This is a genomic window from Pedobacter sp. N36a, assembly GCF_014472395.1.
Taxonomy (GTDB): Bacteria; Bacteroidota; Bacteroidia; order Sphingobacteriales; family Sphingobacteriaceae; genus Pedobacter.
Map to the genome: position 1 here is coordinate 1 of NZ_JACSZW010000016.1, position 19,703 is coordinate 19,703.

General features: G+C 40.1%; 20 protein-coding genes. 11 read left to right on the plus strand and 9 right to left on the minus strand.

Features of this window, described 5'->3' with window-relative positions; genetic code table 11:
• Nucleotides 1-871: 871 nt before the first annotated feature.
• Nucleotides 872-1,225, plus strand: coding sequence for a 6-carboxytetrahydropterin synthase QueD (queD, locus tag H9X96_RS21255; RefSeq protein WP_187668224.1), 354 nt, complete (start codon nt 872-874; stop codon nt 1,223-1,225).
• Nucleotides 1,215-2,249: a COX15/CtaA family protein gene (locus H9X96_RS21260; RefSeq protein ID WP_187668225.1), complete on the plus strand. Its 1,035-nt coding sequence runs from the start codon at nt 1,215-1,217 to the stop codon at nt 2,247-2,249. The genes queD and H9X96_RS21260 overlap by 11 nt, the downstream gene beginning before the upstream one ends.
• A gap of 233 nt (nt 2,250-2,482) precedes the next feature.
• On the opposite strand, the gene tsf is transcribed toward H9X96_RS21260, so the two are convergent.
• The 5 genes from tsf to H9X96_RS21285 all read right to left on the minus strand — a co-directional run bounded on the left by tsf (nt 2,483) and on the right by H9X96_RS21285 (nt 5,871).
• Nucleotides 2,483-3,322, minus strand: a complete 840-nt coding sequence (gene tsf / locus H9X96_RS21265; RefSeq protein WP_062550775.1) for a translation elongation factor Ts — start codon at nt 3,320-3,322, stop codon at nt 2,483-2,485.
• A gap of 101 nt (nt 3,323-3,423) precedes the next feature.
• Nucleotides 3,424-4,251: a 30S ribosomal protein S2 gene (gene rpsB, locus H9X96_RS21270; protein WP_062550776.1), complete on the minus strand. Its 828-nt coding sequence runs from the start codon at nt 4,249-4,251 to the stop codon at nt 3,424-3,426.
• A gap of 19 nt (nt 4,252-4,270) precedes the next feature.
• Complete coding sequence (rpsI, locus tag H9X96_RS21275) at nt 4,271-4,657, minus strand: 30S ribosomal protein S9 (RefSeq protein ID WP_062550777.1); 387 nt, start codon at nt 4,655-4,657, stop codon at nt 4,271-4,273.
• 16 nt (nt 4,658-4,673) lie between these two features.
• Nucleotides 4,674-5,117: a 50S ribosomal protein L13 gene (gene rplM / locus H9X96_RS21280; RefSeq protein WP_062550778.1), complete on the minus strand. Its 444-nt coding sequence runs from the start codon at nt 5,115-5,117 to the stop codon at nt 4,674-4,676.
• A gap of 382 nt (nt 5,118-5,499) precedes the next feature.
• Nucleotides 5,500-5,871, minus strand: a complete 372-nt coding sequence (locus H9X96_RS21285; RefSeq protein WP_187668226.1) for a hypothetical protein — start codon at nt 5,869-5,871, stop codon at nt 5,500-5,502.
• A gap of 189 nt (nt 5,872-6,060) precedes the next feature.
• Between H9X96_RS21285 and H9X96_RS21290 the strand changes: the two genes are divergently transcribed.
• The 3 genes from H9X96_RS21290 to H9X96_RS21300 are packed head-to-tail and all read left to right on the plus strand — an operon-like array spanning nt 6,061 to nt 8,391.
• Nucleotides 6,061-6,267, plus strand: coding sequence for a YtxH domain-containing protein (locus tag H9X96_RS21290; RefSeq protein WP_062550780.1), 207 nt, complete (start codon nt 6,061-6,063; stop codon nt 6,265-6,267).
• An 8-nt stretch (nt 6,268-6,275) separates the two neighbouring features.
• Nucleotides 6,276-7,673 (plus strand): MBL fold metallo-hydrolase RNA specificity domain-containing protein, encoded by a 1,398-nt coding sequence (locus H9X96_RS21295; protein ID WP_187668227.1) that lies wholly within the window; start codon nt 6,276-6,278, stop codon nt 7,671-7,673.
• Nucleotides 7,674-7,701: 28 nt separating this feature from the next.
• Complete coding sequence (locus tag H9X96_RS21300) at nt 7,702-8,391, plus strand: bifunctional 2-polyprenyl-6-hydroxyphenol methylase/3-demethylubiquinol 3-O-methyltransferase UbiG (protein ID WP_187668228.1); 690 nt, start codon at nt 7,702-7,704, stop codon at nt 8,389-8,391.
• A gap of 78 nt (nt 8,392-8,469) precedes the next feature.
• Here H9X96_RS21300 and pepT read toward each other — a convergent pair whose 3' ends face one another.
• A complete protein-coding gene (gene pepT / locus H9X96_RS21305; protein WP_187668229.1) occupies nt 8,470-9,723 on the minus strand; it encodes a peptidase T in 1,254 nt (417 codons plus the stop codon).
• 28 nt (nt 9,724-9,751) lie between these two features.
• Between pepT and H9X96_RS21310 the strand changes: the two genes are divergently transcribed.
• A complete protein-coding gene (locus H9X96_RS21310) occupies nt 9,752-10,453 on the plus strand; it encodes a hypothetical protein (RefSeq protein ID WP_255431196.1) in 702 nt (233 codons plus the stop codon).
• 42 nt (nt 10,454-10,495) lie between these two features.
• Nucleotides 10,496-11,104: a rhomboid family intramembrane serine protease gene (locus H9X96_RS21315; RefSeq protein ID WP_187668230.1), complete on the plus strand. Its 609-nt coding sequence runs from the start codon at nt 10,496-10,498 to the stop codon at nt 11,102-11,104.
• Here H9X96_RS21315 and H9X96_RS21320 read toward each other — a convergent pair.
• Nucleotides 11,094-12,062 carry a hypothetical protein gene (locus H9X96_RS21320; protein ID WP_187668231.1) on the minus strand — a complete coding sequence of 323 codons (969 nt, stop codon included), beginning with the start codon at nt 12,060-12,062 and terminating at the stop codon, nt 11,094-11,096. The genes H9X96_RS21315 and H9X96_RS21320 overlap by 11 nt on opposite strands.
• Nucleotides 12,063-12,145: 83 nt before the next feature.
• Between H9X96_RS21320 and H9X96_RS21325 the strand changes: the two genes are divergently transcribed.
• The gene (locus tag H9X96_RS21325) at nt 12,146-13,192 is read left to right on the plus strand and encodes a dipeptide epimerase (RefSeq protein WP_370576769.1); all 1,047 of its coding nucleotides are present in this window, start codon (nt 12,146-12,148) and stop codon (nt 13,190-13,192) included.
• On the opposite strand, the gene H9X96_RS21330 is transcribed toward H9X96_RS21325, so the two are convergent.
• Together H9X96_RS21330 and H9X96_RS21335 are read right to left on the minus strand one after the other, a co-directional pair.
• Nucleotides 13,161-13,367: a DUF6358 family protein gene (locus H9X96_RS21330; protein ID WP_062550787.1), complete on the minus strand. Its 207-nt coding sequence runs from the start codon at nt 13,365-13,367 to the stop codon at nt 13,161-13,163. The genes H9X96_RS21325 and H9X96_RS21330 overlap by 32 nt on opposite strands.
• Before the next feature lie 2 nt (nt 13,368-13,369).
• Complete coding sequence (locus tag H9X96_RS21335; protein WP_062551225.1) at nt 13,370-13,687, minus strand: rhodanese-like domain-containing protein; 318 nt, start codon at nt 13,685-13,687, stop codon at nt 13,370-13,372.
• Nucleotides 13,688-13,857: 170 nt separating this feature from the next.
• On the opposite strand from H9X96_RS21335, the gene H9X96_RS21340 reads away from it, so the two are divergent.
• The 3 genes from H9X96_RS21340 to H9X96_RS21350 all read left to right on the plus strand — a co-directional run bounded on the left by H9X96_RS21340 (nt 13,858) and on the right by H9X96_RS21350 (nt 19,700).
• On the plus strand, nt 13,858-14,955 hold the full coding sequence (locus H9X96_RS21340; protein ID WP_187668232.1) for a DUF4407 domain-containing protein: 1,098 nt from the start codon (nt 13,858-13,860) through the stop codon (nt 14,953-14,955).
• Nucleotides 14,956-15,055: 100 nt separating this feature from the next.
• Nucleotides 15,056-16,357, plus strand: coding sequence for a M20/M25/M40 family metallo-hydrolase (locus tag H9X96_RS21345; protein ID WP_187668233.1), 1,302 nt, complete (start codon nt 15,056-15,058; stop codon nt 16,355-16,357).
• Nucleotides 16,358-16,373: 16 nt separating this feature from the next.
• The gene (locus tag H9X96_RS21350; protein WP_187668234.1) at nt 16,374-19,700 is read left to right on the plus strand and encodes a S41 family peptidase; all 3,327 of its coding nucleotides are present in this window, start codon (nt 16,374-16,376) and stop codon (nt 19,698-19,700) included.
• Nucleotides 19,701-19,703 lie beyond the last annotated feature (3 nt).

Sequence of the window (19,703 nt, forward strand, 5' to 3'; positions counted from 1 at the left end):
ATGTTGCAATCGATTTTCGATTGTTTCAGTCTTTTTGTTTTTGTTACTAAACTCCGTTTAGTAACCCCCGTTTTTGTTGGGACTGCAAAGGTAGAAATCTTTTTGTTATTGTCAAGCTTTATTTGAAAATAAATCTTCTTGTTTCTCTGGTCATAAAACCGGTAAAACCAACTTTAACAAACTCCTACTGCAATCTTTCAAATTCTTCTCACTATATCTTTCACTCAAACCCTTCCTCCGAAGCGGGATGCAAAAGTAGGAAAAATTAACGCCCCCACAAACAATATCACCCTTATAATTGTAGTCTATCTCTAACTAATTGAACCATAGCCCTAAAATCGACAAAAAAAACAGAAAGAAAGATATCCAGACAAGGTTTATTAATCTATTGTATGATGAATAACCCTGCAAATACTCCAATTTCAGAGCTGCAACTGATCAATTAGTCAGACTAGTGATTGCGCTATCTATTCCCAATTATTGTGTTCTCATCGAGAACTCAGATAAACTAGTAAAGATTTTTCATTAAATAGACCATTCATGATTACAGATACCTCCTATTATTTGGCTATTTTTCTGGAAAAGCATTTAGAAAAAGAAAATGAGCCCAACCAAGATTACAATTACTAACCAAAAAATCTGCGTTCAAAACCATCATTGTGAAGCAGTGCTTTTCAAACTCTCTTCTTTTGCCTACCGAAGCCGATTTCTCCCCTTAAATTCGAATGCCCTAATACCTTAACTTATTATCTGACCAATAGCCTAACTTAATCCGTAATGAACCAAGCAATCCCTAAATTTCTGTCAAATATGATCTCTATCATTTCTTAACCGAGTATCAAAGTAGAAATTTGAACATTATTCATTTGACATGATCATATACAAGACCTTCAGTTTTGATTCGGCGCATTACTTGCCAAATGTGCCGGCAGGCCATAAATGTGGTGGCATGCATGGCCACACCTATACACTTAAAGTATTTCTTGCAGGAGAGCCCGGTCCAGAAACTGGCTGGATTCTGGATTATACCGACTTAAAAAACCGTATTCGTCCGGTTATTAGGCTACTAGATCACAAACTCTTAAATGAAATCCCTGGATTAGAAAATCCCACCGCCGAAAAGCTCAGCACCTGGATTTGGAATAAAATCAAACCTATATTTCCAGAGTTGCGTAGAATAGAGCTGAATGAAACACCTGGAACGGGGGTGATCTATGAAGGCTAAGGACAACCAGGCCATTGCCATCTGGCTATATTTTGGCGCCTGCTGCATTATGGTTCAGATATTACTGGGCGGAATCACCAGACTAAGCGGCTCGGGTCTATCTATTACGGAATGGAAACCGCTAATGGGCTTTCTCCCTCCATTAAATGAGCTGGAGTGGCAGCACAGCTTTGAACAATACAAGAAGATTGCACAGTTTCAACTGGTCAATGCACACTTCTCACTAGAAGATTATAAATCTATATTTTTCTGGGAGTGGTTTCACCGAAATTGGGCTCGCTTTATTGGTATCGCCTTCCTTTTACCCTTCATCTATTTCATCGTTAAAGGGAAAATAGCGCGCAAACTGCTTTTACCTATTTTTATGCTCTTTCTATTGGGCCTACTGCAGGCGGTGATAGGCTGGCTCATGGTAAAAAGCGGATTGAATGATACAGACATTAGCGTCAGCCACATTAGATTGGCCATCCACTTTATTGCTGCGATCATTTTATTGGGTTATACTTTATGGCTGGCATTTAAATTAAGTCTGGATCATTTGAAAATGCGGCATCGCTTACAATTTTCAAAACTAAACAGCCTGATTCTAATCTTACTTTTCATTCAGCTAATTTATGGAGCACTAATGGCGGGAAGTCATGCAGCACTTGCCGCCCCTACCTGGCCTGACATGAATGGCTCCATTATTCCATCAAATATATTGGGACAAGTCTTCTCTATCCATCAGCTGACAGAAAACTTATTGACCATTCAGTTTTTGCATCGCTTTCTGGCTTATACGATCTGCTTGTTAATTGTTCTCCTTTATATACGCACATCATCCTGGAAAATCAACACGCATTTATCCTATATCAGAATCATTCCGGTGCTACTGGTCCTGATACAAATCATCTCAGGGGTTACCGCATTGCTTCAAAGTGTTAATGGTGATTATAAAACTTATGCACTATTTCATCAGTTTATGGGAATGCTTTTAACGATTTCGCTACTGCTGCTATTCTTCCTCAATCAGAAGAAAACATGAGCTACCAGAGACCAGGAGCCATAGAAAACAGATTGATCTTCAAAAGCATTTCTGCAAAAGAATAGTCAAGAAAGGGACGAAATATCAGGACAAAAGGTAGCACAAGCGCCGCGGCTTTGCGAGCAAAAAACCTGAATAGAAAGTTGTGTTTAAAAACGGGAAACATCTATAAAAACCGCATAAAAAAATAGGGTGCCTTTTGGACACCCTATTTTTTTATGATTAAAGAAGGATTAAGCTCCTAATTGTACACGTTTGAATGCGATAACGGTTAGACCGGCAGCAGTATCATTTAAGAATTTACGAACGTCTTTAGAAGAATCTTTAACGAATTCTTGGTTTAATAAAGTACTGTCTTTGTAGAATTTATTCAATTTACCAGCAGCAATTTTTTCTACCATTTCTTCAGGTTTACCTTCAGCACGGATTTGTTCTTTAGCGATTTCAGTTTCACGCTCAATAGTAGTCGCGTCAACATCAGCCTTATCTAAAGCAACTGGGTTCATTGCAGCGATTTGCATAGCTACATCTTTACCAGCTTCATCAGCTCCGTCAAATGCTTGGTTTAAAGCAACCAATACACCTAAACGGTAGTTACCGTGGATGTAAGGAATAACTTTTTCACCTGAAACCGTTTCGAATTTAGAGATACCGATTTTCTCACCGATTTTACCAGTGTTCTCGATAATGATCTCAGAAACTTTTTGACCATCAATTTCTAAAGATAAAAGTTCTTCTAAAGAAGCAGGGTTTTTCTCGATAGCAAGGTCAGTGAATTTGTTAGCTAAAGCTACGAAATCAGCATTTTTAGCAACGAAGTCAGTTTCGCAGTTTAATTCAACAACAACACCACGTTTACCGTCTGCTGTAGCTTTTGCGATAACAACACCTTCATTAGAATCACGGTCCTGACGAGAAGCTGCTACTTTAGCACCTTTTTTACGTAAGTAATCAACCGCTGCTTCGAAATCACCGTTAGTTTCGATCAATGCTTTTTTGCAATCCATCATACCAGAACCGGTTTGTTGGCGTAATTTATTTACGTCTGCTGCAGAAATTTGTACTGTAGACATCTTATTTCTTTTTAAGTTTTTATTTAAAAAATTATGGGTTGTACGATGTATGTTGTAAGGAAAAACCTGCAACGTACAACATACAACCCATATTATATTATTTAAGCTTCTTCGCTAGTACCTTCTTCTTCAGTATCAGCATTTACTTTTTTTCTTCTTGCGCCAGGAGCAGCAGCTTCTGGAGCATCAGCAGCTGCTTTAGCAGCTACAGCTTCTTTTTCAGTTTCTTCGTCTTTTTCGCGTTTACGCTCGTCTAAACCTTCTTCAATTGCTTTAATGATTACATCAGTAATTAAAGAGATAGATTTAGTAGCATCATCATTCGCTGGGATTGGGAAATCGATGTTAGAAGGATCAGAGTTAGTATCTACCATTGCGAAAGTTGGAATGTTTAATTTCAACGCTTCGCTAACTGCGATATGCTCTTTTTTAACGTCAATTAAGAAGATAGCAGCTGGTAAACGGTTTAGATCCGCGATACCACCTAATAAGCTTTCCAATTTAATACGCTCACGTTGGATCATTAAACGCTCTTTCTTAGAAAGGATCGAGTAAGTTCCGTCTTTAGTCATCTTGTCGATGTTAGACATCTTTTTGATCGACTTGCGAACAGTAGCAAAGTTAGTTAACATCCCACCTAACCAACGTTCAGTTACGAAAGGCATGTTTACTTTTTTTGCTTGATCAGCAACGATTTCTTTAGCCTGTTTCTTAGTAGCTACGAAAAGAATCTTACGACCGGATTTAACGATCTGTTTGATTGCTGAAGCAGCTTCTTCAGTTTTGGTTAAAGTTTTATTTAAATCTATAATGTGGATTCCATTGCGCTCCATGAAAATGTAAGGCGCCATTTTTGGGTTCCATTTACGGGTAAGGTGACCGAAGTGTACACCTGCATCCAATAAGTCTTGATATGTAGTTCTTGCCATTGTGTTTGTCTCCTTAAGATTAACGTTTACTGAATTGGAATTTCTTACGTGCTTTCTTACGTCCTGGTTTCTTACGTTCAACCATACGCATATCACGGGTCATTAACCCTTTAGCGCGTAATGCTGGTTTTTTCTCAGCATCCAATTCCACAATAGCTTTAGCGATAGCTAAACGAACTGCTTCTGCCTGACCTTTGATACCACCACCTGCTACATTCACTTTAACATCATATTGACCAGTCAATTCAGAAACTTCGAATGATTGGTTAACGATGTATTGTAAAGGTAATGTTGGGAAATATTCTTTATGGTCTTTACCGTTTACGGTAATTGTGCCGTTGCCTTCTTTTAAATAGATGCGCGCAACAGCAGTTTTTCTTCTTCCTGAAGTGTTAGTAACTGACATTTCTTTCTTCCTTTAATTAAAGTGTAATGGTTTTTGGTGATTGTGCTGCATGAGGATGTTCTGTACCTGCATAAACAAAAAGGTTGGTGTATAATTTAGCACCAAGTTTTGTTTTAGGTAACATACCACGTACCGCTTTCTCGATAACACGCTTAGGGTGTTTCGCCATTAACTCTTTTGGAGAAATGAAACGCTGACCGCCTGGGTAACCAGTGTAAGAAATATAGCGTTTGTCGCTGAATTTATTTCCTGTCAATTTAACCTTATCTGCATTAATAACGATAACGTTATCTCCGCAGTCTACGTGTGGGGTATACTCAGGCTTGTTTTTACCACGGATGATCATAGCGATCTTCGATGACAAGCGCCCCAAAATCTCGCCTTGTGCGTCAACAACAACCCACTGTTTGTTAACAGTTTTTGCATTGGCAGAGACAGTTTTGTAACTTAACGTATTCACTTGCTTGTATTTAATTTGTTAAACAATTATTTATTCACCCTAAGATTTAGGGACTGCAAAGATAGACAGAATTATTTAAATACCAAACAGTTGAAGAAAGATAGTTTGTTAATATTATTAAAGCAGGAAAAAAGCGGCCGCAGCAGCAGGAAAAAATAAGGCAAGATAACCTGAAAAAAAACGAAGAAGTAGTCGGGAAGCGTTCGGGAAGAGAAGCCCCTTATCATAGGGTTCGGCTAGGGTTGCTGTTAAAATGCAAATCTCTTCCTGACCAGTATGCAAAGCACTTGTTCCTTCTTTTTCTATTTAAAAATTCAGCCCTTTTTATTCCTCAGACAGCGCAATTGCTAAAAATTATATGACCAGGTAGATATCCGTTTTCTCAATTTTCAGAAGCCCGATAATTTTTAAAATACTTCAGACTGCACAATAGCTGCAGCAAAATGCTGAGCAGAAAAAAAGCAGTAGGCAGTAAGTAGCTCCAGATGTTGTCAAAATACTGATGTTCAATCGCAGATTGTACAATATATATACAGGCCATCGCCAAATATGCCCAAAAACAAAGACAGGAAATGGCTAAGATCCCATGAATTAAACCCAGGTTTCTTTCTTCTTGTATCTTTTTAATCACAAATGCATTAAAAGCTACCACGATACCAACCCCCGCAATGATCAGCAGATTATCGCCTGTTACGAACAGCAGCAGGTAAGCCATCGCCAGAAAGACATTGAGATAAGACAAACGTTTCAACATTCCTACTAATTTACAACAAACATCTTATAATTTATGGCTTTCTGCCTTGATTTAGAACCCTCAGCAAATTATTCGGCACCGTCTTTGTTAACTATTTGACGAAAATTAACAATTATTAACCCAGCTTCAGTTTTGCTTTGTTTAACTGCAGCAATACTGATAATGGATCACAAATTAAAAACTACATTTATGAAAAAGGAAACTAAAATAATTGCAGGAATACTAGCTGGAGCGGCGCTTGGTGCGGCTATTGCATTAATTATTTCATCAGACAAAGATGGAGAGATGAAAGACAAAGTATCAGATTGGTTTTGTGATCTATTAGATTCCTCAAAAGAAAAACTGGTAGATGCTGCAAGTCAGGTAAAAGATACTATTGCTAAAGTTAGAGCCTAGGTAGATTAATGAAAATTGCATTTCATGGAGCGGCACGTACCGTTACCGGTAGTAAACATCTGATTACTTTAAAAAATAACACTCAAATTTTATTAGACTGCGGACTATTTCAGGGCTTGGGTAATCTAACGGAGGGACTCAATGAGTCTTTCGGTTTTAACCCGGCCCAGGTCAGCTATCTAGTTTTGTCTCATGCACACATAGACCATTGTGGTTTATTGCCAAGATTGGTTGCGGAAGGATTTAGAGGAAATATTTACTGTACTCCTGCTACCAAAGACCTTTGTCGGATTTTGCTGTTGGATTCTGCAAAGATTCAGACACAGGATGCAGAATACGCAAATAAGAAATTGCGACAAGGGGAACCTGAGGAAATGCCATTATATACAGAAAAAGACGTAATGCAAACCCTAGAACAGTTTCAAGTAGTTCCCTACAACCAGGATTTTCAAATTGATGCTGACCTGACCTTAAACTTTACAGATGCTGGTCATATCGTGGGCAGTGCAGCGGTACATTTGAAAATTAAGGACGATGGACAAACGACCAACCTGACTTTCAGTGGTGATGTGGGCAGGTATGGAGATTTGCTTTTAAAAAGTCCCCAATCCTTCCCCCAAGCGGATTATGTAATTATAGAATCTACTTACGGCGACTCGCTTCATCAGGATCTTGATCCTATAGAAGATACCTTAAGAGAAATTATTGAGCAAACCTGTAGCGTTAAAAAAGGGAAAGTCATTATTCCGGCATTTAGCGTCGGCCGTACTCAGGAATTACTTTACGCTTTGAATGCGATGGAGCTGAAAGGTCAATTGCCGGATGTGCAGTATTACGTAGACAGCCCATTATCTTTGCAGGCTACAGAAGTGCTTAGAAAGCATCCGGAAGTATATAACAACGGTGTAAAAGAGGTGATGAAAGTTGACCATGACATCTTCGGATTTAAGGGTTTAAAATTTATTGAGAGTGTAGAAGAATCTAAAGCTTTGAATGGTGATCCACGCCCGTGTGTGATTATTTCTTCTTCAGGCATGGCCGAGGGAGGCAGAGTAAAACACCATATTCGCAACAATATTAGTGATCAGAAAAACACCATCCTCATGGTGGGTTATGCAGAACCAAGATCTTTGGCTGGCAAATTATTAGCGGGTCAGAAACAGGTTTGGCTTTTCGGTCAGGATTATGATGTAGTTGCCGACATACGTTCGATTAAATCGATGAGTGCGCATGGCGATTACGAAGATCTGCTGCAATTCTTATCCGGACAAAACCCTGCACTTGTAAAACAGGTCTTTTTGGTTCATGGAGAATATAAAGTTCAACAGGTATTTGCACAGCATTTACAGGATAAAGGCTTCCAACATGTACTCATTCCAGAACAACATGAGGAGTTTGAGGTGTAACCATTAAAGGTTTTTTTATCTTTGCCGGATGGACGTTTTTGGTGAAGCCTTAAAAGATCAATTTAGAAAACCACCTGCAGAAACCTTGTGGGTACACAATTCTTACGATGAACCGGAAGAGATGCCGGTCGACATTTATTTTAGGGATGAAGCAGAAATGCCTGAGCTTGAACTCAAAGCCATGAAACTTTGCAAAGGAAAAGTGCTGGATGTGGGTGCAGGTGTTGGCAGTCATGCTCTGGTACTTCAAAATCGTGGCTTTAATGTAACCGGTATGGACATCTCGGTTCCTGCAGTAGAGATCATGAAGGAACGTGGATTAAAACAAGCCATCGCAGGAAATATCCTCACTTATAAAGATCAAAAATACGACACCCTACTTTTTATGATGAACGGAATTGGCCTTACAGGATCTATCTCCGGATTAAAATCATTTTTGAAACAAGTTAAAAACTTATTGAATCCAGGCGGTCAGTTGATATTCGACAGCTCAGACCTCTCCTACCTTTACCAGGAAATTCCTTTCCCTAGTCATGGATACTTTGGAGAAGTTAGTTTCAGGTACGAATACAAAGGGCTTAAAGGAGATTGGTTCAAATGGGTATATGTAGACCAAAGCACATTGATTGAGATTGCAAAGGCTAACGGCTGGGAGCCAGAAATCATTTTTGAAGATGGACAGGATCAGTATCTGGCCAGACTAAGTATCAAAGCTTAGCTACCACCGATATTAAAAGCGCCGCATCATGATTAACATGATGCGGCGCTTTTATTTTTAGAGGCATGAAAATATCATCTAGGCTTTTTCTTCCCAGATTGCTGCGATGTTAATGATGGTTTCCACTGCTTTTTCCATATCCTGAACCGAAGCCCATTCTTGTTTACCATGGAAAGCGTGTTCGCCAGCAAAGATATTAGGGCAAGGTAAACCCATAAAAGAAAGACGTGAACCATCAGTTCCTCCTCTGATGCTTTGTCTTTTTGGCGTAACACCCGCTCTTTCTATCGCTTCGATGCCATAAGCAATCACCTGTGGGTACTCATCCAACACCTTTTTCATATTGCGGTATTGTTCTTTGATTTTCAGTTCATAGGTAGAGTTTGGAAAATCTTCAATGATGTTTCTTACTGTTGCGTCCAGCATTTCGCCATTAGCTTCCAGTTGTTCATCATCAAAAGCACGTAAGATAAAACGTGCTTCTGCTTGTTCTACGCTTCCGCTAATGGTAACCGGATGGATAAATCCTTCTTTTCCTTCGGTAGATTCCGGAGAAAGACAGTCTGAAGGTAAGGAGCTGATCACATCTGATAAGATTTTGATCGCACTTTCCATTTTATCTTTAGCAAATCCTGGGTGGGTACTTACACCTTTAATGGTGAGTACTGCGCCATCGGCAGAGAAAGTTTCATCTTCGATAGAGCCTAAAGTCTCTCCATCTACGGTGTAAGCAAAATCAGCACCTAATTTTTTCAGGTCCGCTTTATCCACTCCTCTACCGATTTCTTCATCCGGAGTAAATAAAATTTTTATTGTCCCGTGTTTGTAGGTTGGATTTTGCATTAAGAAAGTTGCTGCTTCCATAATTTCTGCCAAGCCAGCTTTATTATCTGCACCCAGCAACGTTGTTCCGCTGGCGGTAAAGATGTCATTACCGATCTGGTGTTTTAAATCCGGGTGTTCCGACATTTTCAACACGATGCTATTGTCGTCAGGAAGTACCAAGTCTTCTCCCTGGTAGTTGGCATGAATAATTGGTTTCACATTTGTGCCGCTGCAGTCTGGAGAAGTGTCCATGTGTGAGCAGAAACAAATTACAGGCACCTTTTTTTCTGTATTTGAGGGAATGGTTGCATATACATACCCGAAATCATCAAGATGAGCATCAGTGATTCCCAACTCTAATAATTCCTCCACAAGAACCTTCCCTAAGTTCTTTTGCTTCTCTGTAGAAGGCACGGTGGTTGACATTGGGTTTGACTGCGTATCAATCTGCACGTATTTAGCAAATCGGTTTTGAAGGGAATTGTTTTTATTTTGATAATTTAGCATAGTCTTAAAAAAAACAAAGCTAAATAATTTGAAAGCAATTATCACTGGATGCCTGATACTTCTATTTTTTATTCCTGCTAAAGCTCAGACTAATTTCTATAAAATCAGTGCCGGTGGCGGTTTTGGCGTTACTCAATCTTTTACGGACTTAAAAAAACATGCCTTTGGTCTGGCAGGGTATGGAGTAATAGATTATTATTTCAGTCCATTTATCAGTGCTGGCCTGGAAGGGCAAGTTGGGCAGATCAATGGTGGAGATGTTAAAACAGATGCCGCCGGCCGCCAGTTTATCAATTCCTACAAAGCTTTTAACCTCAATACCAAATTCGGATTGGGCACATTGATTGACTTCCGTCAGGGTGGTTTTACGAATACAATTAAGGGACTTTACCTGGGCGCCGGAATTGGGGCAGTGATGAACTCTGTTAACAATGTACGTAACAGCAGTGCCGAACAAGAAAACCCATACCCCGGAACAGACAAATCTACAGACCTGGTGGTTCCCATCAATCTGGGCATTAACTTTTATTTCCCTGACCGATCTGGCTACTGCCGTTATATTTTAAATTTCAATTACCAGAGCAGCCTGACGCTGGGAGAGGGTTTAGACGGATACGACAATTCTTCTGTTAATTTTAAAACAGGGAATGCCGATATTTATACCTACTTCTCTCTAGGGATGAGGTATCAGTTTGGCAGTATCGGCCTTGCCAATAAAACATTATTTTAATAATCTATAAAAATTCCGTTTCTTACGGAAAAACACCTAATCATGGACTACCTTACCCAGACCCCCGTTGCCTCGATTATCTTTCTTTTTACAATCGTTACCAGTATTTATGCCTTTAATGATCATGGGTTATTTGGTAAATTTATGTTACACCCTTATAGTGTATCCAGAAAACATAAGTTATTTACGTTAATTACCAGTGGCCTTATCCATGCGGATTGGATGCACCTGATCTTTAACATGATGACCTTTTACTTCTTTGCCTTCAGATTGGAAGCCATGATTGGTTCCTGGCAGTTTGGGTTATTATACGTTTTAGCCTTGATTTTGAGTGATATCCCATCGGTGATCAAACACAAAGACGACATGTGGTACAACAGCCTTGGAGCTTCGGGTGCGATTAGCGCGGTATTATTCAGCTTTATCTTATTTGATCCAATGTCTAAGATGATCATCTTTCCACTGCCGATCCCAATCTGGGCCTGGTTATTTGGATTGCTATATTTAGCGTATTGCTGGCAGATGGCAAAAAGGGCGCAGGATAATATCAATCATGACGCCCATTTCTTCGGTGCATTAACAGGATTGATCTTCACCGTAATTTTCGTTCCGGGGATCATTCCTCATTTTATTAGCCGCCTTATTGGGTAGCAGGCAAACAAGCCGGTTCAAAGTAACTGATCGGATTTGTTGGGTCTTTAATAATCTCAAACAACGTATGTCCCCAAGGTTTCCAGAAATCCTGTAATACCTGGGCATACGTTTTATGTTGCCAATGGTCGAAAAGAGCTTTATTCATCGTCCCTCTCAATGGCATGGCATCAATATAAACCATTCCTTCTACCGTCATTACGGTATATTCAGGCAACCTGTTAAATAGGTAGGCAGAGTAATAAAAACGCGCACAAAGTTCTTCAAACTGCTGTGCAGAAAGTGGCTTGGTGCCGATTTGCTCCAGAAGTTCTCTATGAAAAATCTTATTTGTTCCGTTATCCTGCAAACAGGCGATAATTCCAAAATCTTTCAGTTTCAAGGAAAAAGTCAGAGTATTGATCTCATCTCTAAAGCTGAAACTCGTGTCTTGCTCTTCTAGAGGCACAACAACAATAGACCATGGGGTAAAATCTTCATAAACCACATCTCTGTAAATGCTTTGAATCATGGTATTCAGGTTTCCGAATTTATGCATCAACCCTTGCGACATATTTACACCATCGGCAGAAATCTGCTGTAAGCGTACTGCAGCATTCATTTCAATATAAATCAGGCTGTACATAAATTTACCAATCCATTTGAACAGGCCTTCTTCCGATAATGCAGAAACCGCAGCGTAACCTTCAGAGAAAGCCGCAGCAATCTTATTTTCCAATGGCTGGATAAAATTCGCTGATACTTCCGTACTGCAAGGCACTTTTAAAGTATTGTAAGCACGAACACTCTCATCCAACAACTTAATTTGTTCTTCCCCGGAAAAGTTGGCGACTTTCAACAGCCAATCTGGTAATACGTTGATTTCCTCCACTGGAGCATCGAAAGTTTCTCCACTCAGGAAGCAGTTTTTATATTTAAAATCGAAGTTTTTAAACGGCTGATATATTGTGCTATTCATACTGGGTACAATATTAAGTATATTATTTTTACATTCGCTGCAGCGCTGATTTTTTAACTTTGATATTACTAAATACCCCATTTATGTCCATGCAAGTCGCCTATACATCATACAATCTGGAACTAAAACACCCTTTTACCATTGCTAAGTTTTCTAGGACCAGCACTCCGCTGATGCTACTGAAATTGGGCTATGAAAATGAAACAGGATATGGGGAGGCTTCTATGGTTCCTTACCTGGGGGAAAATCTGGAAACAGCTGCCATATTCTTAAAAAAGGTAGATTGGAATCAATTTACATTTCCTTTCAATTTTGAAGAGATCATCGCTTATCTGGATTTCCTAGATACCGGAAATACGGCTATAAAAGCAGCCATAGACATTGCCTTGAATGATTTAAATGGAAAGCTTCTGCAGAAAGCCTGTTATGAAATTTATGGGGCAGATCCTTCCAAAATGCCGCTTGCGTCTTATACCGTTGGTATCGACCAACCAGAGGTGATTAGAGAAAAAGTATTAGATGCTAAAAGTTTTAGTATCCTAAAAGTAAAGTTGGGCAGAGACAACGATAAAGAGCTGATTCAAACCATCCGCAGCATGACCGATGTGCCTTTGTATATCGATGCGAACCAAGGCTGGAACAATAAGACACAAGCTATTGACATGATTTACTGGCTGCATGATCAAGGTGCAGTACTGATTGAACAGCCGATGGACAAATCAGACCTGGATGGCAATGCCTGGTTAACTGGACGGAGTCCGATTCCAATTCTGGCGGATGAAGCCGTACAGCGACTGAGCGATATCGATGGATTAAAAGGGGCTTACCATGGCATCAATATCAAACTCATGAAAAGTGCAGGCATGTATGAAGCCTCGCTAATGATTAAAAAAGCACGTTCTTTTGGGATGAAGGTATTAATTGGCTGTATGAGCGAAACCTCTTGTGCTACTCAGGCCGGGATAGCGCTTGCCCCACTCTGTAACTGGGCTGATTTGGATGGTCCCTGGCTAACCAGGAACAATCCTTTTGATGCCCCGCAAATCATTGCGGGGAGATATCAGTTGAAAAACTTGCCTGGATTAGGCTTAGAAGGGATTAACCCTTCAATTCTGCTTCCTTTTTCTTAAGTGTGGCACGCATCTCTTTTACCAGCTGCAACTTTACATATAAGAAGAAGATACCAGTAGCCGCAAAAAGGGCCATAGCCAGGTATTGCTTATTGTTGAAACCCCATGTTCCACCAAAGATGGAAATGATCAGTCCTATGTTATAAAAAACGTTTAATGCGATTTTCTTTCCCATGATTAGTAAACAGGCATATTAGGATCGAAAGCCTCTTTCCAGGCAACGATACCACCTTTAAGGTTATATAAATTGGTTAATCCAAGCATTTGCTCTAACTGCATTACTGCCGCTGCGCTTCTTTTACCACTTCTGCATTGAATAATTACTGGTTTATCCTGAGCAATCTGATCTGCTTCAATTAGTATACCACCTAAAGGGATGTTCAAACCATCAAGATTCGAAGTTTCATATTCGAAAGTTTCCCTTACATCAATCAGCTGGAAGTCTTCTTTATTGTCGATCTTTTCTTTTAGTTCCTGAACGGTTATTTCCTTTATCATATTTTTAGCTTTTTTCAAAGATAAGCAATGCCGAAAATATTAAGGTTAAAAAAACCACAAAATCACATTCAGATGAAGATAATGGGATCATTTCGAGCAAATTACTGTAACAACTAGGTGAACTGCGCGTTTAATACTCAGTCTTTAGTAACTTTGAATTTTACATCATGAATTCTATATCTCGTTTCTTCTGGTTTTGTTCCGGAGCGCACATTTCCACACTTGAGAAACATCCTACCGAACATAATAAATACCTGGGAATAGGCGCTACCATTTTCTTCACAGGTCTATTTGCCGCACTATCTGGGGGCTATGCCATGTATTTCGTTTTTAAAGGAGATACCGCAGCCGTACTTTTTGCCCTGTTTTTTGGCTTAATCTGGGGATTGGCCATTTTTAATATGGACCGCTATATTGTGGCCAGTATCAACAAAAGTGCCAGCACAAATCAACAGATTTTACAGGCCACACCAAGGATCTTACTCGCCATTATGATTGGACTGGTGATCTCCCGTCCATTGGAATTGAAAATATTTGATAAAGAGATCAAGGAAAGACTAAAAGTCAGCTACCTGAACAACCAGCGCTCCAAGATTGACACCTTAAATGCCTCATTCGGGAATAAGTATAAAATTGAACTCGGAAAGTTGAATGAGGTGAAAGCAGAGCGTGATTCATTAGCGAGTGCAATCAAGGCGGAGAGGCAGAAATTAAACTTTGAAATCTTTGGTAACAAGACTTTGGAAACTTCCGGTGTGATGGGCTATGGCCCTTATGCGAAAAGGAAAGAAGCAGAGTTAAAACAGCGAGAGCAGAATTTGGATACATTAACAGCGGATGTCAGGGCACTGGAAAAATTTGTGGACGGAAGAAAACAATTTGATGGGTTAATGACGGAGAAACTTTATACCAGTAAACAATTAGACAGCTTGAGTAATATTGCGGGCTTTGCCGATAGAAACTGGGCATTAGGCCAGCTGAGTTTTAATACCGATGGTACAAGAGATGTGAATACCTCTCTTGCGGTTACTTTTATTGGCCTGCTGTTTATTTTCTTTGAGTGTTTACCGGTATTTGTGAAGTTGATGAGTGGACGTGGGCCTTATGACCATTCTGTACAGAACCTGGAAGAGACACAGATTTATGCTTCCGACAAAGGCAAGGAGTATGAGATTGCCGTGATTGATGGAGTTCAGGAGACGCGCATTGAAACCGAAATCGAACGGAGAAAAAGGCAATTGACACATCCTCCTACGGAAGAATAATTTTTCGTAACATTTTTCTTTATAAATCAACTAATCATAAGGTGCTGCCTTAAAGTATTAATGTTGAAGAATTGAACCATAAAAAAACAATTATATTCTGATGAAAAAAACCATTTACACCTTATTTATAGTGTTCCTGGCACAGCAATCCTTTGCGCAGGACATTGATAAGATCATTACCAGACCTTATGTAGAGCGATTGATCAAGACACTCAGCAGTGATGAAATGGAAGGCCGTGCAACCTTCTCTCCAGGAATTGAGAAAGCCGCAGATTTTATCTCTGCTGAATTTAAAAGTATTGGCTTGAAACCTTTGGAAGGAAATAGCTTCCGACAATCATTTACGAAGAAAAAATTAAAACCGGTCAGCACCAAAGTGAGTATCGATGGTAAAGAGATTCCCGCTACGGATGTTCTGGTTTACGGAAACACCTCTGAAAACCAATCTTTTGACCAATCGAATAGTGATGGCTGGGTTAAAATGGATCCTGAAAAACCATTCATGGCCCAATTGAGATCATTGACCAAGGAGAAGAAAAAACAAGTAGTATTGGTAGATGCCAAGTTTACAGAGGCTTTTAAAAGAATCCATGATTACTTAGCTCAGGGAGCAGATGTGGACGAGAAGCATGTCAATGACGCCGCTTATGTATTTGTATTGGGTGTAGATAACGTGGTTAAGGACTTTAAAGTTGATTTAAAGAATAAACTGGAAGTACTTCCTTTGTTCAATGTGGCAGGAATGATCCCAGGAAAATCAAAAGCAAAAGAACTGGTGGTTTTCTCTGGTCATTATGACCATTTAGGCATCATAAAATCGGAAGGTACAGACAGCATTGCCAATGGTGCAGATGATGATGCTTCTGGTACTACTGCTATGATCGCCCTTGCGAAATACTACAAAAAACTGAACAACAACGCGCGTACATTGATTTTTGTAGCCTTTACTGCTGAAGAAATCGGTGGATATGGTGCGAGACATTTCTCAGAAAAACTAAATCCTGACGAGGTGGTGGCGATGTTCAACATTGAAATGATTGGTAAAGACAGCAAGTTTGGTAAGAATACTGCGTTTATCACGGGGTTCGACAAATCAGACTTTGGAAAGATCTTACAGAAAAACCTGGAAGGGACAGAATTTACGTTCCATCCGGATCCATATCCACAGCAAAACCTGTTTTACAGAAGTGACAATGCTACTTTAGCCGCATTAGGCGTTCCTGCTCATACGATTAGTACAGACCAGATCGACAGCGATAAATTTTACCATACCGTAAAAGATGAGTTTGAAACACTAGACGTAGATAACATTCTATCGACGATAAAAGGTATTGCAAAAAGTGCCATCACGATCGTACAAGGTACAGACACCCCAACCAGAATCCCGAAATTAAGTAATTAACTATAGTACTGTTTTTATGACCTTTCTTAAACCTAACCAATTATCATTTTTAGCTGCTGCCGCCTTATCAGTCACTATGAGCCTAGGCTTTAATATGCCGGCGAATGCGCAAAAGCAAGAAACCCTTTTAATCCGCAGCCCTGCAGTGAGTGCCAATCATTTAGCATTTGTGTACGGTGGCGATATCTGGATCTCCGATAAAGACGGCAGCAATCCAAGACGACTGACGGTAAATCCGGCAGTAGAGCAGAACCCATTGTTTTCTCCTGATGGAAAACAAATTGCCTTTACTGGAAACTATGATGGTAATACCGATATATATGTGATTCCAATTGAAGGCGGTGCTCCTAAAAGAGTGACTTACCACCCTGCTGCAGATGTGATGCGGGGATGGTTAGACAATAATCAGTTGTATTTTACTTCTACAAGAGACTATCAATTTGCATTGAGTCCGAGGTTACACCAAATCAATATCGATGGGACTGCTGAAAAGGCTTTACCCATGCCGGAAGCTGTTCAGGGTACGCCTTCTGCGGACAAAAGATACTGGGCCTACATCAAAAATACCGATCCTACGGAACGTGCCAACGTTGCTTTTAAGCGATATCGCGGTGGTGGTATGCCACAGATATGGATCTTTGACACACAAACCAAAGACATAGAAATCATTCCTGGTGCAGGTTCCAACAATGTGAAGCCACAATGGGTAGGCAATAAAGTTTATTTCTTATCCGACAGGGATCTGACCATGAACTTATTCAGTTATGATGTGAAAAGCAAAAAAACAGAGAAGTTAACGGACTTCAAAGACTACGATATTAAAACCTTGACTGCTGGTGCTGGAGTAATTGCTTTTGAGCAAGCTGGTAAAGCACATTTACTAGAGACTGCTACTAATAAGGTCCGCGATATTTCAATCAACATTCAGGCAGACGCGCCTTATAAAAGGCCTCATTACATTGATATGGCCAGCAATATCCGAAACTCAGAAATCTCTCCTACTGGAGTAAGAGCCCTTTTTGAAAGTCGCGGGGAAATCTATTCTGTGCCTAAAGAAAAAGGAGACGCCAGAAACTTGTCGAACTCTCCTGGCAGTTATGATAAATTCCCAGCCTGGTCGCCGGATGGTAAGTACATTTCTTACTTGTCTGATAAAGACGGTAACTATCAATTGGTATTATTGAATCAAGCCACTAAAGACGCGCCAATCTATATCCCACTAGGGAAAACGGCTTTTTATTACCAGCCTGTATGGTCGCCGGATAGCAAGAAACTGTTCTATGGCGATGCCCATTTGAATTTGTTCTATCTTGATATTAATACCCGCAAGCCGATTTTGGTGAAAGCGGATAAGGATGGTTCTTCTCCTGGCAGATCATTTAGTGCGCTACAACCGGCCTGGTCGCCGGATTCTAAATGGATCTCTTATGTCGCTACCTTACCGAACTCGGTAAGTGCGGTCTATTTGTATAACCTCGACAAGGAAAATCATACTCAGGTTACTGATGGAATGAGCGAAGTATCTTCTCCGAATTTCAGTAGAGATGGTAAATATTTATTCTTCCTGGCGAGTACAGATGTGGGCTTAACCAATAGCGGATTACATATGTCTGCTTACCAGCGTCCTGTAAATTACAATGCTTATGCGTTGATACTTTCCAAGAAAACACCTTCACTATATAAAACTGAAAGTGATGAAGAGGTCATAAAATCCGAGGATAGCCCTGCAAACAAAAAAGAAGAACCTAAAAAGGAAGCTTCGAAAAAAGATAAGAAAGGAAAAGAAGCAGAAAAACCTGCTGCTCCTCCAGTTAAGATACCAATTGAAATAGACCTTGCTGATTTGAGCGGAAGAATTATCTCACTTCCTATTCCTGCCGGCGGAATTTATGCCTTGGATGGTAGTGTAGATGGTATGGTGCTTTACCATAGAAATGGAGAGCTAGGTGCATTAGATTTAAAGAAAATGGAAGCCAGCACGCTGATTCCTGGAATATCCAGTCTAAGTGTAAGTGCCGATGGGAAATCTATGCTTTATGGTTCCAGAGGAAACTATTACATCGTTGATGCGGGTAAAAAACCAGGCAGTTCAGAAGCTGGAAAGCTAAAACTAGAAGGTATCAAAGTATTGGTAGATCCTACTGCAGAGTGGAAACAAATGTTTGATGAGGTTTGGAGCATGGAAAAAGACTTTTTCTATGTAGAAAACATGCACGGTACCGATTGGCCAGCCATGAAGGTAAAGTATGAGAAATTCCTTCCTTATGTAAACCACCGCTCTGATCTTTCTTATGTTTTCAATGAGATGATGGGTGAGATGGTAGTTGGTCACAATTACATTTCTCCTGGTGATGAACCTGGTGCCCCTTCTGTTTCTGTAGGATTATTGGGCGCAGACTACGAAATAGACAATGGGTTTTATAAGATCAAAAAGATCTTTACCCGTCTGGATTGGAATCCAACTTTTAAAGCGCCATTGGCAGAACCAGGATTAAACATCAAAGAAGGTGATTATATCGTAGCGGTTGAAGGCGTACCATTGACGTCAAAAACTTCTATTTATAGCCTTTTTGATTTCAAAGCAGGCAAGCAGGTCGCGATCAAAGTGAACAGCAAGCCGAGTTTGGATGGTGCAAGAGAAGTGGTCGTTGTACCGGTAGCAGCAGCTCAAGAGTTCGAATTGAGAAAGATGGACTGGGTAGAGAACAACCGTAAAAGAGTAGATAAGATCAGTGATGGCAAAATCGCTTATGTCTATATGCCAAATACAGGCCCTGATGGTTACACTTATTTCAACAGGTATTATTTCTCCCAAATGGACAAAAAAGCTTTGCTGATGGATGAGCGTAACAACGGTGGTGGATGGGTTGCAGATTATGTGATTGATTTGCTGAGCCGTGAATTGATGAGCTACTGGGGAATCAGAGATGGAAAGAGTTTCACTACTCCAGGGAACGGTATCTTTGGTCCGAAAGCCATGCTGATCAATGAAAATGCAGGTTCCGGAGGCGATATGATGCCTTATATGTTTAAGAAGAAAGGTTTAGGTAAATTGGTTGGTCGTACTACGATGGGAATCCTCGTAGGAATCAGCGGTTACCCACTTTTACTAGATGGTGGTAGCATTACCTCTCCAAACTTCGGTGTATATGATACTGATGGGAAATGGATCATCGAGAATGAAGGTGTAGCACCGGATATTTTCGTAGAACAAACTCCTAAAGATTTACTGGAAGGTAGAGACCCGCAATTGGAACGCACCATTAAGGTGTTACAAGAGGAGATCAAAACTTACAAATATCCGAATGTAACTAAGCCTAAAGACCCGATCCGCGGTCATTAAGCA

Excerpts from the sequence above, each read along its gene's own strand:
- queD (WP_187668224.1), top strand. The coding sequence starts at position 872 with ATGATCATATACAAGACCTTCAGTTTTGATTCGGCGCATTACTTGCCA.
- H9X96_RS21260 (WP_187668225.1), top strand. The coding sequence starts at position 1,215 with ATGAAGGCTAAGGACAACCAGGCCATTGCCATCTGGCTATATTTTGGC.
- tsf (WP_062550775.1), bottom strand. The coding sequence starts at position 3,322 with ATGTCTACAGTACAAATTTCTGCAGCAGACGTAAATAAATTACGCCAA.
- rpsB (WP_062550776.1), bottom strand. The coding sequence starts at position 4,251 with ATGGCAAGAACTACATATCAAGACTTATTGGATGCAGGTGTACACTTC.
- rpsI (WP_062550777.1), bottom strand. The coding sequence starts at position 4,657 with ATGTCAGTTACTAACACTTCAGGAAGAAGAAAAACTGCTGTTGCGCGC.
- H9X96_RS21285 (WP_187668226.1), bottom strand. The coding sequence starts at position 5,871 with ATGTTGAAACGTTTGTCTTATCTCAATGTCTTTCTGGCGATGGCTTAC.
- H9X96_RS21290 (WP_062550780.1), top strand. The coding sequence starts at position 6,061 with ATGAAAAAGGAAACTAAAATAATTGCAGGAATACTAGCTGGAGCGGCG.
- H9X96_RS21295 (WP_187668227.1), top strand. The coding sequence starts at position 6,276 with ATGAAAATTGCATTTCATGGAGCGGCACGTACCGTTACCGGTAGTAAA.
- H9X96_RS21300 (WP_187668228.1), top strand. The coding sequence starts at position 7,702 with ATGGACGTTTTTGGTGAAGCCTTAAAAGATCAATTTAGAAAACCACCT.
- pepT (WP_187668229.1), bottom strand. The coding sequence starts at position 9,723 with ATGCTAAATTATCAAAATAAAAACAATTCCCTTCAAAACCGATTTGCT.
- H9X96_RS21315 (WP_187668230.1), top strand. The coding sequence starts at position 10,496 with ATGGACTACCTTACCCAGACCCCCGTTGCCTCGATTATCTTTCTTTTT.
- H9X96_RS21320 (WP_187668231.1), bottom strand. The coding sequence starts at position 12,062 with ATGAATAGCACAATATATCAGCCGTTTAAAAACTTCGATTTTAAATAT.
- H9X96_RS21325 (WP_370576769.1), top strand. The coding sequence starts at position 12,146 with ATGTCCATGCAAGTCGCCTATACATCATACAATCTGGAACTAAAACAC.
- H9X96_RS21330 (WP_062550787.1), bottom strand. The coding sequence starts at position 13,367 with ATGGGAAAGAAAATCGCATTAAACGTTTTTTATAACATAGGACTGATC.
- H9X96_RS21340 (WP_187668232.1), top strand. The coding sequence starts at position 13,858 with ATGAATTCTATATCTCGTTTCTTCTGGTTTTGTTCCGGAGCGCACATT.
- H9X96_RS21345 (WP_187668233.1), top strand. The coding sequence starts at position 15,056 with ATGAAAAAAACCATTTACACCTTATTTATAGTGTTCCTGGCACAGCAA.
- H9X96_RS21350 (WP_187668234.1), top strand. The coding sequence starts at position 16,374 with ATGACCTTTCTTAAACCTAACCAATTATCATTTTTAGCTGCTGCCGCC.